This window comes from Stenomitos rutilans (assembly GCF_059505485.1).
Map to the genome: position 1 here is coordinate 1 of NZ_JCACKR010000155.1, position 17,269 is coordinate 17,269.

Consider the following 17,269-nt stretch of genomic DNA (forward strand, 5'->3'; position numbering starts at 1 on the left):
ACTCTGGGGTGGGCAATGTAATCGTCATTCGGTCTAAATAATTGTCGCGCCATACTGCCAAACTGCGATCGCGGTATAGCCTGGTGGGATTGCAAGAGGCGATTGCCCACATTCACTTTCCTCCCAATCAACCCAGTCTTGAGGTTGCTCGTCACCGACTGGTTTTTGATGAATGCTTCTACCTACAACTGAGGTTACTGCAACGTCGGCACGCCTTGCGCCAAATACAACGAGATGCTCTGTCCACTCAGGGTGCTTTGTTGGAGCAATTTTATCAAATCCTGCCCTTTCCACTGACCAACGCACAGCAGCGAGTCATCGCTGAGATTTTGCATGACCTCGCTCAGCCCACCCCGATGAATCGTCTAGTACAGGGTGACGTGGGTTCGGGTAAAACCGTTGTAGCGGTGGCGGCAATCCTGGCAGCGATTCAGTCTGGGTGCCAAGCTGCCTTCATGTCACCCACAGAAGTTCTGGCAGAGCAGCATTATTGCAACATTGCTGAATGGTTCAAACCCTTGCATCTCCCGGTAGCATTGTTGACAGGTTCCACATCCCCAGCGCAACGACAGGAGCTTCATGGGAAACTGCGATCGGGTCAATTGCCGCTACTGATTGGCACCCATGCTCTGATTCAGGCTTCAGTTACATTCCATCAATTGGGTCTGGTGGTCATTGATGAGCAACATCGATTCGGTGTACAGCAACGGTTGAAGCTGCAACAGAAGGGCAAGCATCCCCACATGCTCAACATGACTGCCACGCCCATCCCTCGCACTCTGGCACTGACCTTACACGGTGATTTAGATGTCAGCCAGATTGATGAGCTACCCCCTGGTAGACAAGCGATTCAAACGCAGGTGTTTGCAGAGGATCAACGAACGAAAGCACATGATGTGATTTGGGAACAAGTGATGCAGGGACATCAGGCTTACATCATCCTGCCGCTGGTGGAGGATTCTGAAACGATGGATTTGAAGTCAGCCGTGAGTGAATTTCAACACTTGCAGGCAACCATCTTTCCTGAATTTCGGCTTGGCTTGTTGCATGGACGGATGAGCAGCGCCGAAAAAGATGCAGCCCTGAAGCAGTTTCGCCATTGCCAAACTCAAATCCTGGTATCGACCACGGTGGTGGAAGTTGGTGTGGATGTCCCCAACGCCACTGTCATGCTGATCGAACATGCCGATCGCTTTGGGTTATCCCAACTGCATCAGCTTCGCGGACGGGTTGGACGAGGCGTTGCCCAAGCCTACTGCCTGCTGATTAACACCTCCAGTGCTGAAGCAACCCAGCAACGTCTTCAGGTGCTGGAACAGTCACAAGATGGCTTCTTCATTGCCGAAAGGGATTTGCAGCTACGCGGATCGGGTGCAATCTTGGGCACCGCTCAAGCGGGGATGCCCAAGATTGCGCTGGCAGATCTGGTCAACGATGCTGGGATTCTGGAGCAGGCACGAGAAGCGGCTGAATTGGTGATGCGGAAGGGGCATGCCCTGCGGTGCTGGGAGAGTTTGATGACAGAAATGGAACGACGCGATCGCCATTTTCTGGATGCTGGCTCAGCGCTCAATTGATGGTTGGAATGTGGTGGACGATCGCCTTCTTCCCAGTATCACTCTAACTCAACTGCCCCTAAGGCAATCAGTGATGCCTTCTGAGCTTCTGTTAAGCCAGTAACACCTGCGATCTTCATACCTTCGTAGGGTTGAGGAACTTTCAATATTTTCAACCATTTACCCGTCCTAACATTCCACAGCTTAATCGTTTCATCTTGGCTACTAGTTGCAAGAGACTGACCGTCAAAACTGAAAGCAACGGAAAGGACTCCGTCACTGTGTCCTTCTAAGCTTTGTAAGAGTTGACCTGTATGTATATCCCATAGCCTGACAACACTATCAGAATGATCGTTACTACTACTGGCTAAAGTTTGACTATTGGGGCTAAGAGAGATAGTCCACACCTCTTTTGTATGTCCACTTAGAGTTCTCAAGCAACGGCTATTGTAAATATCCCATACCTTTATGGTGCAATCTCCACTACCGCTAATGATGATGCGCCCATCGGTACAGAAGGCAATTGATCTAACTCGATTGGTATGACCTTGTAAGGTGCTGAGGCATTCACCCGTATAAAAATTCCACAACTTCACGGTTTGATCTTCACTAGCACTAGCAAGGGTTTGACCATCAGGGCTGAATGCAACAGACCACACCCATCCTGTATGACCTTGTAAGGTGCTGAGGCATTCACCTGTACTAACATTCCATAACTTCACAGTTTGATCTTCACTAGCACTAGCAAGGGTTTGACCATCAGGACTGAATGCAACAGACCATACCCATCCTGTATGACCCTGTAAGGTGTTGAGGCATTCACCTGTACTAACATTCCACAGTTTTACAGTCCGATCTTTACTTCCACTAGCAAGGGTTTGACCATCAGGGCTGAATGCAACAGACCATACCCATCCTGTATGACCTTCTAATATCTTTACGCACTGACTTGTACTAAGGTTCCACAACCTTAAAGTTTGATCTTCAGCGCCACTAGCAAGGGTCTTGCTATCAGGACTGAATGCGACTGAGCAAACTTTATTCGTATAGCCTTGCAAAATCTTTAGACATTTTTCAGTGCTAGTATCCCACAACCTTACCGTTTGATCATCACTACTACTAGCAATAGTATGATTATCAGGACTAAAGGCTACTGAATAAACTTGATTTGTATGCCCCACTAAAGTGCCAAGGCACTGATCACTGTGAGTATCCCACAATTTTATAGTTTGATCCTCGCTACCACTGGCAAGCATATAACCATCCGAACTGAAACCAACCGATCTTACCCGACCAGTATGCCCTTCAAAACTTTTAAGATATTGACCAGTAAGAGCGTTCCAGATCATGATGTTACTTCCACTGCTACTAGCAAGTGTATAGCCATCAGAACTGAAAGCTATTGAATGGATCTGATCATTATGCTCGTCCAGAGATTTGAGGCACTTACCTGTGTCAATACTCCACAGCTTTATACTGCGGTCTTCACTGCTGCTGGCTAGCATCTCTCCATTAAGGCTAAAGCTAACTGAACGTACTTGATCAGTATGATGTGTCAAATTCTTCAAACATTGTCCCGTGTTGACATCCCACAGTTTTACTGTATTATCTCCGCTACCACTTGCAATTTTGCTACTATCGGGGCTAAAGTCAAGCGCCCAGATCCGACCTTCATGTCCTTGTAAAGTCTTCAGGCGTTGCCCGGTTTGAGTATCCCATAGCGTTATTGTATGGTCACTGCTACCACTACCTAGAGTTTTACCATCAGGGCTGAAAGTAACGGCCCAAACCCAACTAGAGTGTGCTTTAAAGGTGAAAAGTAGTTTGCCATCTGAAACTTGCCATATCCGAACTTCACCGTTGGAACTACCAGCAGCTACATACCTTCCATCTGCACTGAATGCCACCGTCAGGCTTACACCAACTAATTCAGTAAAAACAGATTTAGTTAAGTCTGAGTGAGCAAAATTGACACCGTGCAAATTTATCCCTTGCAAGTATGCTTGCCAAATTGTCAGATGCGAAAAATTATAACCAGCCAAATCAATTTTCAACCTGGTCAATAAATTAACTATATTGCCTCCCACATAGCCAGGTCCAATTTGGAATTCATTTTCACGAAGGTCAGATAGAATTTGATCTAGTTTTTCCTTTAATTTTTTTGTGCTGCCAAAAGCAACACTCAACCTATCTATTATTGGCTTAATTATGAGACGAAATTGGATCTCTCTAACGTACTCTTTTGACTGAGCTTTGACAAGAGAATACCTATTAAAGAGAATGATATTACTTCTTTCGATTTCCCCGCAGATCTCTGGAATTATTACATCTTCAACAAGGTATTCCATGATCATAGGTTGCAATGTAAAAAGCGGGAAATGCTTGTTATATATCGTAATTCGCTCAACTAACGAACGTTCTATTAGAGATTCTAAAGCAGCCAGCAGATTTCGTTGAGACACCGGCGGCATAATATCATTCTGTAGTTCTTCTATGGAATTGGGTTCGCGATTGATTGCCAGCCAAGCAACGATCTTTCTCTCTAAAATTGAGCAGCGTTTACGTTGCTGATCTAAAAGGTTACGAACACCGTCGACGACGGTTATGTTTTGTTCTATAAAGTTTGATATATTGCCTTCAAAGAAACCTGTAATAGTCGTAGCAACTAATTTCAAAGCCAAAGGATTACCTTTATATAAACTAATCAGAGCTTCTTGTTCCTTATCTGAGCCTAAAACTCCCTTTATTTTGAGAATTTTTTGTGCTTCCTCCTTTAACCCGCTCAACTGTAGTGACCTGCCTGGCAGCATCTCTCCTTCTAGTGGTGTCACTTCTCTAGGCTTTTCTCTGCTAGTTAATACTAAGCAACTTTTATGCACTGTTTCACCAACTCGTCTCAATAAGTCACCGTAATTTTCATATCCTTCACGATAGACTCCAACGTAGGTATCTTCCTGAAAAACTGATTCCATGTTGTCGAGTATGACTAGACAACGATGTTCCTGTAAGCAGGTGATGAGTAGCGAAATTTTCTGGTTTAGATTTTCCGGTAAGTCTGTCTGCTGCCGATTCGACAAGAATTTGGTTAGATTTACTAAGATTTCTTCGAGGGGTGGGGCATTGCGAAGACTTCGCCATACTATATACTCGAAGTCAGTTTGAATCTCTTCTGCAAGCTTTGCTGCTAAAGAGGTTTTACCAATTCCGCCTGTCCCTAAAAGGATGAGTAGACGGCAGCGCTCTTTTTTAATCCAATTTTTCAAAGTTTTAAGTTCTTCAGTACGCCCAAAAAACACAGAAACGTCAGGCACCTCTACCCAATCGATATTTCGTGTAGAGTCTGAAATGTGAAGGTTAGGGGGCGAGTCTTCTATCCTATTTGGAGATAAGTTAGGGTTGTAGTAGTCATTTTCTGTCAGTTCCAGGTTAAAGGCTTGGAAGAACCGCTCTAGCGTGCGACGGTCAACCCCTTCTTCACCGTCCAGAACTTTAGCAACCGTGCCTGCATCCAGCTTAGTGCGATCGCCCAGCGCCTCGATCGTCAGCTTATCGCCGCAGCTGTCCTCTTCCTCCCAGGCTCTGATTGCGTCCTGGAGCTTCTGCCGTCCCGTGGCAGTGAGTACAACACCTCGTTTGCGTCTGGGCTGTTCTACAGTCATAGCGATTTTCAGTAAGAGATTCGGGTTGCCGAAGTTAAAACCCGACCTTCGGGAAGATAAGCGGGTTTTTCCGATTTTAAGCGGATTCAACTAAGGGTGGGGCTAAATTCTCCGATCATTGAAAAGCGGACGCGTAGCGTGGTGGGGTTGTTTGCCAGGAGAAAGGCTTAATTTCGACGCTAACGACTGGTTTTTCCCTGGTTGAGAACGGTTTGGCATCGCACACTGAGTGCATCAAACCGAAACAAGAAGAGAGTTCCAGCGATGAGCCTTACAGTTGCACCAGAGACTATTGAGTTTTTCGCTCAAGCCGCGATCGGTGAAGTCGAGCAACCGATTACACTGCACCAACGGGGACGAGTCAAGTTTATGGCAACTACCTGGTTTGCCCGGTTTTACCAACCCCATGCTCAAACGCAGGCGTTGCCAGGTATGCGTGTGAAGGTGATTGGTAGAGAAGGGTTGACGCTGCTTGTGGTAGCTGTTAGTGATGGCACTTATCAACGACAGATGCCTACTGAATATCCTGAAAGCTCTCCGTTGGGCTTGTTGGGCTTGCTTCAGCAGATGGGTGCCTGGTTTGCTGCTTGACCAAGTTCGTGGAGGAAAAAGCATAATGCACAGACCAAAGCAGCATAGCTGGTTACTGAGAGTTGCCAGCAAAGTGCTCAAATCCTTTCTGCTCAGCCTTTTTGGGTTGCTTGTTGCGCTCCTGCTTGCAGGTATCGTGGAAAGCTTGCCACTCATCAATCTGTTGCTGAATCTACTGGAACTATGTTTGCCAAAAGCCATCGCCCTTGTGCTCTGCATTGTCGGTGTGGCTGTGGTGATGGAATCCCTTCGGTAGCCGTTTCTCAGTCGTTCACGAAGTTTCCTGGAACGAGAATCGCTCCCAGTCCCGCACCTCTTGCAAGAGAGCATTCATTTAATTGGTAGTGATTGTGTTTTCGGTACACATCCAGCCTCCGTGTTCGGTTTTACATTGATTACTTCAATCTCGCCGTCAGCTTCAGCCTTTCAATTTCAACTCACCAGGTGAACCCAGGGTAGGCGCGATCGCACGGTATTGAACAGTCGGCGATCGCCTGTCCAAAACTCAGTCTCTAACCGCTCAGCCAGAGCAAGATAGTGAGCATCATACGCCGCAGGTAAATTCTCGCGCTGGGCAATCTTAAGGGCTTGCCGATGCAGTTCAGAATCACCATAGCTTCTCAGATCAAACCCTAAAACCCGATCCAACAATGCTTGTACTTCTTGCTGAGTAAGCTGTCCTGAAACGGCATACCGATGTAGAGCATTACTAACCTCATAGAAAAAGAGTGTAGGAACTACAATAGTAGTCTGGGACTGTTGCTACTGTTTCCATAGCTGATCAGCAGAGGAATCTGGATTCTTGCCAGTGATAAAACGAACAACAAAACTAGCATCAATACAAATCATTTGAGGCACCGTAGAGCTAGATTGAGCCATTGAATCAAGAATCTTGTAAAGATTGCATTATTTCTGCTGTTCGTTCCTCACGCATTTGCCAGATTATTTCATCCGGCTCTGGCGAAAGCGGTTGACCATCCCGACGAGCAAAGATTCTTTCCCTCAGTTCATTGAGTTCCTGATATGACTGTCTCCAATCCTTCTTTGGTGTCGCCTTTAATCTCTCTTCCAGAAGTGTTTGCTCTTCTGGAGCCAGGGACTGAATAATTTGAGCCAAAGATTCGACCAGTTTAGTATTCATTGCTTGCCTCCATTTGACTTTTATTTTGTAGACACCTTAGAGTTTCCCTAAAGGGAATTTTGCATTGACCGCCGCACTTTCTCCACCTGCTTCGGAGCTTCCATCTCACCAAACAGTCGAATTGCTTTTTGAAAGTTTTCATAGCTCTTCTCAGCATCACTCATAGCTTGATAAGTTAAGCCAATTTGATAGTAAGCTTCTGCCAAATCGCATTTAGCTCCCATAGCCTCTAAGATTTGTATTGATTCAAAATGATATGGAAATGATTCCTCAAAACTTCTGTGTTCCCTATGGAAAAATGCTATACCGTTTAGAGCTTTAGCTCTGATATGCGGAAAATCTGTTGCACTTAAATTAGATAAGGTTTTAACATGAAGATCAAGTGATGCTTCGAACATCCCTAACTTTTGATACATACAGCCTAAAGACACAAAACTGAATGGTTTAGCCCATAAGTTTAAGCCGTTTTGATGATAAATTGAGGCAAAAGCCTGTTCAGCATAAAATAATGCCTGTTCAGCATCATGAATTTCTGAATATAGAAATCCCAAATGAGACCAACTACAAGACTGAACTATCTGGCAGAAGTCTTTCTGAAACGGTTTACATTCTATGTTTATCTCCAAATCAGAACTACTGAGTAATTTTTCCAGGCTAGCTAATGCTTCTTTAGTGAAAAAGATGGCTTCTTGCAATTGCCAAAAATTAGCTTTACACAATCCTATATTAAATAAGGATTCAATTTTCATTGCTTTAGTCTTAAAAAGACTACAAGAATCATCAGTTTCTTGCCTCTTTAGTATTTCATCTGCTATTTCGCCTGATTTTTTGTAGCATTTTTCGGCGTAAACTATAGAGCTTAATGAAGACAAGTCTCCTAGAAAATGATACATCTTACTCGAAGAAAAATTATTTGGAATTTTGTTAATTATTCCGGTTATTGCAAATATCATTTGTTGTGTTAAACCTAATCTATAGAATGTACCTCCGAGAGCTTCGCCCTCTCCAAAAGATATATGCTTTTGATTAGGTCTTGGACTTGTAACTATATAAGAAGCTGAAGAGAAATCGTCGATTTCTACATAATGGTAGTAAGCTTCTAAAGCAGTAAGAGCATCGTCTATATTTTCTATATCCTTTGTGGTCTCTGTCCAAAATTCTGCCGCTTTGCGATTAGTTAGCTCACTATTATCACTCATCCTTAATTGTGAAACCGCCTCTGCCCTAATAACTGGATGCAACCAAAACTCGCCATCTTCGAAATCAACGAGCGATCGATCCTGCAACGATCTAATCACCCGTCGATGGCGATTCTCCGGTACATCCCATAGCAGACAAAATAGTCCTTCAATTGGTACGGTTGGCACATCTTGATAGCGGTAGCATCCCATTCGGCAGAGCAGTTTGTACGCATCTGGATCAAGCTCTTGCAAACGATTAAACTGTTTTATGACTAAATCTTCCAGATCTCGCTCGATAAATAAATCGCTTTGATTCACCTGCCAGTAAGCTTCAACATCACCAGAAAAATCCTCCAAAACAGTACCGCTGATGATATCCATTGCTTTGGCGTTTCCACCATATGCATCATGCAAAGTAGCCAAAGCAGGTGTATCCGTATTGATGCTGCGACTCTGGAAAAACTGTTCCCACGCTTGCACATCCAAACTTCTGAGCGAATAATGCTGTACGGTGACATCGGCTTCTCGCAGGCGTTCGCGACTGGTAATCAACGTAAGCGACTGCACCGTTGGATCACTCAGCACTCGCAGCAGTTCCACATAACGACGGTGCGCTTCAATAAATTTGCCTGCCGAGTCCAACGCAGGTTCCAGGTTGTCAATCAAAATCCCAAGGCGTTCCGCTTGCAGTTTGCGCTTGAGCCGATCGAGTGACACTAAAAATTCTCGTCCGGGTTCTTCACCCAGTTGACGCAGCTTTTCTTCCAGCAGTCCCTCGATCGACGCAATATCCTTCGTCTCCTTCGCAATCGGAAACTCCAGGAAGGAGCCAAATGCCTGCTGAAGATACTTTCGTGCCAGTGTGGTTTTGCCAACGCCACCCCTTGCCTGAATCACAATCACTTTGGCATTGCGGCTGACCAGCGTGCTCAAGTCTGCGATCGCCTCATCGCGTCCGACAAAATTCGGGTCGGCGATTGCGGTTGTCTGAGTGGCTGGAATGTGGTCGCTATCGTTCAACGTCAACCCAAAGTTTTCAAAGCAACGGGCGATCGTCCGTTTGTCGGAGCCTTTGCAATCCAGGACATTCTTCACCGTCTCTGGGTCGAGTCCAGTCAACTCACCCAGGCGCTCCAGCGTGTACTTGAAGCCTGCATTCTCCCTTACTTCATGCGATCGCACCCGTTCTCGGAGCTTTTGCAGACCTTCCGGTGTGAGTACACGAGCGCGGCTACGTTTGGGAGCGTTCATACGTCTCGGCTGAATTGACTCTGGCGTTATTGCTATTTTGGCGGACTTTACGGCAGATAAGCATCCGCAAGGCGTTCACTTCGATCAAGAGCACCCAGTTATACGCCCTCAAACCATGACGGGCAAAGGGATTGAAGCTTTTAGCCTGCCTCCACTAAATTCGGGGTTAACCGCTGGATTTTCCCTGGTCGAGAGCCAGCCGAACCAGGAGACTATAAGTACAAACGTTCAATCGGAGGTTGGCTATGGTTCACGCTTGCCAGTTCGTTCTAGCACCGCCCCCATCATCCTCAACCACCAGTCAAACCATGAGCCAGATGAATCCGGGTGCTGCCATTCCACCACCGACACCGCCAACGGTTGCTGGCACCGATGTGTTCTACATCATCATTGCCCTCTCCGTTCTGGTGCGGGTCATTGTCAGCCCGCCCGACCAGCGCCAGAAGTAGCATCTACCAGTAGCGTAGCCTCCTGAAAGACCCATCAGGAGGCTTTTCTTTGCTTGCCGTGAAAGAGCAATAGTGTCTGCACACCATTCCTCACCAGCCCAATCTTATAAGCCAAAAACCGGGACAAAGAGGCTACCGCTCTGTTGCAGTGACAAGCGCTCCAAGGCTAACTCCATGAACCAATACCTCAATTTCACCGTAATCGGCGAGGACGGTCGCTTTCATGTCCTCTTGCCCTGGCAAAACGTTCATACCGTTGGGTTTAATGCGATCGACACTCACCTGCAAACCATCGTGCCCGAAGCAGTGTTCGATCGCACCCGACAACTGAAAGTCTCAGAGCATCAACCCGAAGCCGACAGCAGAGATTTTCATGTATGGCAACGACAGCAGAAATTACAGAGTTTGGGTGAGTCTGAACAACAATTCCACAAACTAATCGGCGGCGTGGTGCAAAGAACCGGGATCAATCAGGACGGGCAACCCTATCTCATCATTACCAAACTCGACACGCAGCAAGTGTTCTACGTCCTGGCAAACGCAAAACTGGCACCTAACCCGATCGGTGCTTTAAGCATCACTGAACAGCAGGCGACTCCAACGGATGAGCAACCACCCGACGCCTCTAGTGCTGCGTAAGGCGATGCCTCCAGCTTCCGCTCTGTGAGCCGTTGGTGGGTGAGCAATGCCGCCAGGTAAGAGCACCTTAAAGCTTGCTGCCCGCAATTCCTTAGAGCGGAGAGCCTTATGCCTGAATCGATACAGCCAGACCAACCGAACTTTGCCGTCGTCCAGGTGGATGAACCCTTGCCCTGGTCGGAGCCAGAAATGTTCTACGCCATGCTGCCCAGAGAGGAACCTCACACCTATGCCACGCTCCAAAGTGCTGCGGCACTGGTCGCTTCTCTGATGGAAGACTTTGGTCATACCCCTGAATCCACCCGCATCTATCGCCTGGTTCCTCTTGCAGATCAAGACGCACTGCCCTTGATTCAGCAAGCTTTGAGCACTCTGAGACAAGAAGAGGAGCAGTGATGGTTAGAGGCGCTGCTGCGCCCCGACCGTGCAGTGATGCAAGGAGAGCACTATGCCAACACCCATAGAAGCAAGCCAACCCAGCAGTCGCACTGAGGCTGTTGCTGATTTTGATGAAGCGATCGACTCAACTATTGAAACAACCGAGACGACACAGGATGCTTTGCCAGCAGAGGCGCGATCGCTCCTCAATCTAGCCTGTGACCATCAAACAAGGCAGGACTATTACCAAAACTGTGGGAGGTGGTAAGCATGAAGCCTAAATTGTCTACCACACAACCCAAACGGCAAGCAGCGCCTCCATCTGTGATGCTGCAATCGCTCAAAGGAGTCAGTATCCTGGCAGCCCAAATCTGGCGACGACTTCAGGGAGCCGAAACCCCAGAGCAAGAAGACGACATTTTGGTGCAACTTTGGGAATTACAGGCTAACCAGGAAGCCTTGATTGATGCCCATGCTGAACTGGCAGACCAGATTGATGCCGAGCTTGCAGCCGTCAGAGCAAGGATGGAACTGCTGGTGAAAATCCACGTTGCCGAACTGGAGCGACTAACGCGCTGGCGCAATGGACTCGACCGCACCGTTTTGCAACTTAACGATGCTGGACTCATCAGCACCGAAGCCGCCGGACAGACTCGCCGGATTCGGATTAAGCTCAATCCGCCTTCCTGTGAAGTGTTGGACTTGAGCCAGGTGCCAGAGGACTACATCACAGTGAAGGAAATTATTGAGCGGAAGCCGGATAAACAAGCGATCAAAGCTGCCTGGAGCCAGGGTCTTCCAGTGCCGGGTACGCACGTTGATCGCAAGCGCAAGGTGGTGTATGAGCTTGCTCCTACTAGCCTGGAACGCATGAAAGCCACTGCTTGAAGCGTCGCCATAGTCTGTTGTTGAAGGGGTATTGGACGCTATCTGAGACCTCTTTTGGTACTGTTCTAGATCTGTGGCTTTGAGGGTGCAAATTTCCACAACTTTGGGTTCATGAACCCGAAGTTGTGGAAATACAGCAGCGCATGAGGCACAGCAGTCCGAATGGGCGCTGTTGAGCGAAGCCGATCGCGCCGCGTGTGATGCGTAGCGAAGTGATACTCCGTTCGCTTGCGGCGGAGACGTTCATTGAGGGAGCCAATTTGATGGGCGGACTACAAGACTGGAGTAAGTAAGTAGTCAGACAAAATTAATGACGTATTTCTCGCCAAAGCCGCTGAGTATTGACTCGACCTGCTCCACTAAACTGAGCCAGCACTTGTAGGCACTGGCATCGAGCCATGTGTACTTGATAAAACGCCAGAGAATCTCAATGAGATTAAGTTCTGGCGAATAGCTGGGTAACTCGAAAAGCTCAAGATTGCGCTCGGCCCACTCCTCACGCTTATCTTGCATAGCGTAGCTCGTATGAATCGGCGCTTGGTCCATCACGATGATGGTTCGTTTATCAACTTTGGGAAAGAAGGTCTCGATACAAAGAATCACCACATCGCTGTTGATGCTCTGTTCTGAGGTGTAGGCTTTGAGATCATGATGACGATTCATAATCCCAAGCACATTCAATGACTGACTGCGACTTGAGGGGATGGTCAAGGTTTCACCCACTGGTTGCCAACCGTAAGGAACACAGGGGATGAGGCAAAAGCCGGCTTGATCAAGGTAATACAGGTCGATCACTCCCGCCGCATCCAAACCTTGCAGTTCCCGCAGCTGTTCTTGCTTAGCGGCGTATTCTTGCGGATCTGGCTGTCCCTTGGGAACGCGGCGAAAGCGATGCCAACTTAGACGTAGCGCTTTGAGCACGCGTTTGATGGTTTTGATACTGACAGTCACCCCCCACTGTTCGCGAATTTTGTTCAACACCTGTTTCAGTTGTTTGGGGTGCTCTTGAGTCCACCGCCGAATTTGGGCTTGTTGTTCAGCCGTAAAGGTTGCCTTACGCCCTTGTCCTGGGCGTCGATACAAGCCTGGAAAACCTCTCACATCCCATGCCTCTAACCATTTATAAAGGGTCTTACGACTGACCTGAAACACTTTTATCAATTCCGTGATGCTGAGTCCCTGATGTTTCAGAATGAGGCACTGCGCTCGCTGGCGTACTTCGTGATGACGGCTATGCCGATAAATACGGTGCAGCAGACACAAGGTTTCGGGATAAATGTTACGGATTAGGGGGCGGGTGGCGAGACGCACTGAACGGCTATCCTTGAGAGCTACATTGATACGATTAACCTTGGCACTTAATTTTGTTCACCTACTTATTACCCGAGACACAGCTCGGAATGAGTATAAGCGACTGCTTCATTCGTACGGACTACCACAACATTTTGGGGCGATCGCTCTAAAAGTCTATAAGTCGGATGACTTATAGCTGTAACTTACCCGTCATGATCATTGTCACGTGATACTCTCTTTGATGACAGGATCCAGCAATACTGGCACTTCGCCCAGGTCTGGGCAACATGAGATCTGCATATGGAAGAGAAACTTGAACTGACACAACGCTTGGTGCAGGAATATCGCACGTTCTATAGAGTCCATGTAGCGAAGTCAACCCACGCTAATCCGTGTTGAACGGCTTGCGCGCTGTTTTACCTTCGGTGTTGATGACTAACTGCTCAAGAAATGCGTCAGTGTGTTTGCCCACGCGGGAAGTCAGAATTAACCCACTCGAGCAGGCAAGGCTGAGACCGATCCAACAGTCTCCCCCCTCTAGTTCTTGGGCACAACATTGCTTTTGTTTTTTGAGACGAATGACTATATCTCATCGGTACTCACTTCCTCTGGTTGCACCGCTTGGACTACCCCGTTGTATGACAGTTGTGTTTTTTTGACTAGCAGCGCGAACAACGCTCACAACGGATATGATAAGCAAGCCCAACGGTACGAATGATGCCGGGCATTCCATCGTATGGCTTCCAGTGGAAGATCACTTCTACTCTGTCAATTCCACGCTGAACTGACGCACTACCGACTAGACGATCGCCTGCTCCATACTTACTCAGTTTTACACAAACTATTGATCAAAATCCCTCTTTTTAGTTTTTAGGAGTGTGAACGGCTAAGCCAATTGGGCATAGATAGCTTCTGCAACTCAACCAACAAATTATGTCGTTCGATGCAGCACAATACTATGCCACTGTGCTTTTCCTCCTTACTTTGGGATATATTTTGTAGTAATTAATCATGCTTTCCCTTCACCCACCCACCATCATGAAACCGCAAGACGTAAGACCAAATTGTAGAAGGTAGTTTAGAATGAGTTACCCAGATAACTGAGGTGCCTGATTCAATAATTTTCTCGACAATCTTAACGACGGTATAAGCTGTCTCAGGGTCTAAGTTGGCTGTGATTTCATCCAGCAGCAGCAGTTGAGGGGAATGGACAAGAGCGCGGGCAAATGCCGCTCGCTGCCTTTGTCCTCCTGAAAGTTGAGTAGGATAATCGTACGCTTTTTCCTCAATTCCTAGCCGAGCTAACTGTTGCTTTGCAATCTCATCTACTTGTTTTTTGCTCTTACCACTCCGCAAACGCAAGGGCAATGCAACATTTTCCAGTATGCTCATGTGAGACCAAAGATACAGTTGTTGGAAAACCATGCCAATTTCTAGCCGACTGTCTGCGCGATCGCGCTTAAGCTAAATTGCTCCAACCCAAAGGCATCCTGCACATCGCCTAATTTCAGCACATCACCCAGGGCTGAGCCTGGTTGCCAGCTTCGCGAGGAATTGTAGCCTAGCTGATTCGCCACGGCTTGAGGAACTTGAAGCTGTCCGCCTTCGTTAATGGCTGGCAGTGAGGCGAAGGAGATTTTGTCCCAGGCAGGAACCGGGACGCCGTTGTAGGTGTTGAGGGAAATGGGGGAGGGGAGTCCCTGAGCGAATCTAGGTGGAACGATGTCAAAGACGGTCGCGATCGCCCACAGAATTGCAATGAGAAAACGAATCCAGAGTGCCAACATGACCACTGACCAGGAATGGATCGAATGGTTGGCACTGTAAAAGGTGGATCAGCAATCCATCAGACATTCAGCGGCAATCGATGTGACAATCAGATATTCGCTGGGTATGTAACCTGCCTAAATGTAAAGAACTTTGTTTTCGATTGCATTGGCTGAGGAAGAACGATTGAAATGGTCAGCAGCAGTGCCCACCCAATAGTTGCAAGAAAGTACCACACATGAGCCAGTTTATTATGTAGGATTTATATGCTGAGTCGTTAGTTGAGATATGGGTAGGGTTGCTTGTAGAAAAGTCAGTGCTGAAGCAGACAAATAATTTTTGCAGCCTAAATATTTTGAGGGCTTGAAGCTCACTTTAATGACTTTGACTGCTTAACGTGTGTTACCTAAGAACTTTGGATGTATTTCTTACTACTTCCTTACTACACTCCTAAATGCTGAATTTGACAAGCTCGTTGCTAATCGCATGTAAGGAATCAAGTTTATAAATGATACGAAAACCACACTTAGATTGTTCTACTTGGATGGGAATCTCCTTAGCGTTTTACTCATTCATCGTACTTGGTGTCCTTGAGAGTAGCTATGGAGTGCTCTTACCTTCCATAATAGCGACCTTTAATTTAAACTCTGCAACTATTACTTCTCTGTTTCTGAGCCAGTTCATTGGTTACATTGGAGCAGCCCTTGTAAGTAGTTCACAGAGTAATCATGTTGGTTATATTAGAATGTTGTTACTAGCTTCAATAGTATTGATTTTTGCATTAGCGATATACATAACCACTCCCATTTGGCCTCTAATGATTGCTGGAGGGGTGCTATTGGGTTCAGGGATGGGGCTAATTGATGTTAGTAGTAACACTTACATTGCTAATGATGTAGACAATGCCGACACGATTGGCTACTTACATGGCTTCTATGGAATAGGTGCTTTACTCGGACCTGCTATAGCCACTTCACTACTGAATACAGCTTTGAATTGGAGGCTTGCTTATCTAATTTTCATATGGATGGTAGTTCTATTAGCTCTTGGAACGCTTTTTTCGGAAAAACGTAATTATGTTCCGTTAGTTAAACAGAAAGTAGAGCCTAATACAAACACATGGCAACATTTACGTGAAGTGTTATGTAAACCTGTCGTTTTTATCTCAGCATTTTTTCTATTAGTTTATGTTGGCACTGAGGCTTCTATTGGATATTGGGCATATAGTTTTCAAACATTAATTCATGATATACCAAAAATACAGGCGGGCTATAGTGTTAGTGCTTACTGGATGGGGCTAACTCTTGGACGTATGGGAATGAGGCGCATGGTAAGAACAGTTGGTGCAATCCGCACGACTGAATTCTCGTTAATAATACTCATTATTGGACTCCTATTTTGGTGGTTTGTACCTAGCCAATTAATAAGTCTACCAATCATGGGTTTAGCACTTGCTGCTATTTATCCAACAATAATTCTGCTAGCTTCTCAAAGCGTACCTACCAGATCAGTATCAAGTACAGTTGGTTTTTTAAGTAGTGTTGGAAACTTAGGCTCTGCAATATTTCCAACATCTGTGGGAATATTTTCAACTTGGATAGGCTTAAAAAACCTTCCCATTATGATGTTATCTCTTTCAATTCTCATGATACTACTTAACAGGTGGTTAATTAGGGAAAGAATTGTTTGCGACTAGGAAAATATAAACTTAAAAGTTTTAATTGTAATAAATAAGGTTTGAAATGATCTACTTTAATTTAATCTTCATCTTCTTCAAAGATTATCCTGCCTGGAGAATTTTCAAATATTCCTCTGCGAATTTGCGTACTAAGTATGTCTTCAATTTCAGCCCAATGTTTTGTACGGGGACGAGGAAGCGAGAAAGTAAGAGCATCTCGAATTATTGAATAATTCTTTTCCCAAAAGGGACTTTCTTTTAATTCTTCTGTTTTAGTGAAGTTTTTAAGTACAGGGATATTACCTCTTTTGGCTAGAAGAAGTTGAAAGAATGAATTAGTAGCTTAGTACAAGCAATACTTGAATTGAATATTTTCTACACTTAGATCTTGGCTCTTTTGGTAAGAAGAGCGACCATACACCCATAAGAGGATGTTTCGTAAATTGTTTTAATTCAATCTTATTAAGAATAGATAAATTTTCATTGAGAGCAACACTAAGCCATCCAGGCCAAGCCAGAGCAGCAACAATATCCGTTTTTTCTACAAGCAAAGACGATATTAACGGGTCAAAGCTCTTTTTATCAGTAAACTTATTCATCCAAAAACGTGCTTCTCTAGCCTTTTTCAAGTCAATAACGACGGCATCACCTTCCATTTTATCTTTATAATCTAGTGCGCGTAGAACTGCCCAAAACACATCAATTCCATTATTGTCAATATCATTACAAATTCGCAGAGGGATAAGTTTTGGGTAGTGCGTCAAAGAATGGTGGGTCGAGTAAAGTAGGGAGACCGCT

17 protein-coding genes are annotated in these 17,269 nt (G+C 46.0%); 9 read left to right on the top strand and 8 right to left on the bottom strand.

The genetic code is table 11. The annotated features are described in order from the left end of the window. Positions 1–41 precede the first annotated feature (41 nt). A complete protein-coding gene (recG, locus tag AC5JLP_RS31130; RefSeq protein ID WP_496071743.1) occupies positions 42–1,577 on the top strand; it encodes an ATP-dependent DNA helicase RecG in 1,536 nt (511 codons plus the stop codon). A 38-nt stretch (positions 1,578–1,615) separates the two neighbouring features. Here recG and AC5JLP_RS31135 read toward each other — a convergent pair whose 3' ends face one another. Continuing rightward, complete coding sequence (locus AC5JLP_RS31135) at positions 1,616–5,215, bottom strand: WD40 domain-containing protein (protein WP_496071744.1); 3,600 nt, start codon at positions 5,213–5,215, stop codon at positions 1,616–1,618. A 264-nt stretch (positions 5,216–5,479) separates the two neighbouring features. Between AC5JLP_RS31135 and AC5JLP_RS31140 the strand changes: the two genes are divergently transcribed. Both AC5JLP_RS31140 and AC5JLP_RS31145 read left to right on the top strand, forming a co-directional pair. Further along, entirely contained in the window at positions 5,480–5,806 is a 327-nt protein-coding gene (locus AC5JLP_RS31140) for an NfeD family protein (protein WP_496071745.1), read from the top strand. A 25-nt stretch (positions 5,807–5,831) separates the two neighbouring features. Then, positions 5,832–6,062 carry a hypothetical protein gene (locus AC5JLP_RS31145; RefSeq protein ID WP_496071746.1) on the top strand — a complete coding sequence of 77 codons (231 nt, stop codon included), beginning with the start codon at positions 5,832–5,834 and terminating at the stop codon, positions 6,060–6,062. A 176-nt stretch (positions 6,063–6,238) separates the two neighbouring features. Here AC5JLP_RS31145 and AC5JLP_RS31150 read toward each other — a convergent pair whose 3' ends face one another. From AC5JLP_RS31150 to AC5JLP_RS31160, 3 genes are all read right to left on the bottom strand, one after another. After that, a complete protein-coding gene (locus AC5JLP_RS31150; protein WP_496071759.1) occupies positions 6,239–6,550 on the bottom strand; it encodes a type II toxin-antitoxin system VapC family toxin in 312 nt (103 codons plus the stop codon). A 139-nt stretch (positions 6,551–6,689) separates the two neighbouring features. After that, complete coding sequence (locus AC5JLP_RS31155) at positions 6,690–6,947, bottom strand: hypothetical protein (protein WP_496071747.1); 258 nt, start codon at positions 6,945–6,947, stop codon at positions 6,690–6,692. A gap of 47 nt (positions 6,948–6,994) precedes the next feature. Further along, positions 6,995–9,379, bottom strand: coding sequence for a tetratricopeptide repeat protein (locus AC5JLP_RS31160; protein WP_496071748.1), 2,385 nt, complete (start codon positions 9,377–9,379; stop codon positions 6,995–6,997). Positions 9,380–9,624: 245 nt separating this feature from the next. Here AC5JLP_RS31160 and AC5JLP_RS31165 point away from each other — a divergent pair, with 245 nt between their 5' ends. From AC5JLP_RS31165 to AC5JLP_RS31185, 5 genes are all read left to right on the top strand, one after another. After that, complete coding sequence (locus AC5JLP_RS31165; RefSeq protein ID WP_496071749.1) at positions 9,625–9,828, top strand: hypothetical protein; 204 nt, start codon at positions 9,625–9,627, stop codon at positions 9,826–9,828. 174 nt (positions 9,829–10,002) lie between these two features. Continuing rightward, positions 10,003–10,467, top strand: a complete 465-nt coding sequence (locus tag AC5JLP_RS31170) for a hypothetical protein (RefSeq protein ID WP_496071750.1) — start codon at positions 10,003–10,005, stop codon at positions 10,465–10,467. Positions 10,468–10,575: 108 nt separating this feature from the next. Beyond that, positions 10,576–10,863: a hypothetical protein gene (locus AC5JLP_RS31175; RefSeq protein WP_496071751.1), complete on the top strand. Its 288-nt coding sequence runs from the start codon at positions 10,576–10,578 to the stop codon at positions 10,861–10,863. A gap of 52 nt (positions 10,864–10,915) precedes the next feature. Further along, positions 10,916–11,113, top strand: a complete 198-nt coding sequence (locus AC5JLP_RS31180) for a hypothetical protein (protein ID WP_496071752.1) — start codon at positions 10,916–10,918, stop codon at positions 11,111–11,113. Positions 11,114–11,115: 2 nt separating this feature from the next. Then, on the top strand, positions 11,116–11,733 hold the full coding sequence (locus AC5JLP_RS31185; RefSeq protein ID WP_496071753.1) for a siphovirus Gp157 family protein: 618 nt from the start codon (positions 11,116–11,118) through the stop codon (positions 11,731–11,733). A 297-nt stretch (positions 11,734–12,030) separates the two neighbouring features. Here the strand turns inward: AC5JLP_RS31185 and AC5JLP_RS31190 are convergent, their stop codons facing one another. The 3 genes from AC5JLP_RS31190 to AC5JLP_RS31200 form a co-directional block, all read right to left on the bottom strand. After that, the gene (locus AC5JLP_RS31190; protein WP_496071754.1) at positions 12,031–13,044 is read right to left on the bottom strand and encodes an IS630 family transposase; all 1,014 of its coding nucleotides are present in this window, start codon (positions 13,042–13,044) and stop codon (positions 12,031–12,033) included. A 987-nt stretch (positions 13,045–14,031) separates the two neighbouring features. Then, positions 14,032–14,451, bottom strand: coding sequence for an ATP-binding cassette domain-containing protein (locus AC5JLP_RS31195; RefSeq protein ID WP_496071755.1), 420 nt, complete (start codon positions 14,449–14,451; stop codon positions 14,032–14,034). An 8-nt stretch (positions 14,452–14,459) separates the two neighbouring features. Further along, positions 14,460–14,813, bottom strand: coding sequence for a hypothetical protein (locus AC5JLP_RS31200; protein ID WP_496071756.1), 354 nt, complete (start codon positions 14,811–14,813; stop codon positions 14,460–14,462). Between the two features lie 524 nt (positions 14,814–15,337). On the opposite strand from AC5JLP_RS31200, the gene AC5JLP_RS31205 reads away from it, so the two are divergent. Beyond that, on the top strand, positions 15,338–16,489 hold the full coding sequence (locus AC5JLP_RS31205; RefSeq protein ID WP_496071757.1) for an MFS transporter: 1,152 nt from the start codon (positions 15,338–15,340) through the stop codon (positions 16,487–16,489). A 317-nt stretch (positions 16,490–16,806) separates the two neighbouring features. Here the strand turns inward: AC5JLP_RS31205 and AC5JLP_RS31210 are convergent. Next, positions 16,807–17,269 (bottom strand): hypothetical protein (locus AC5JLP_RS31210; RefSeq protein WP_496071758.1); only part of this gene is annotated, 463 nt, incomplete at its 5' end.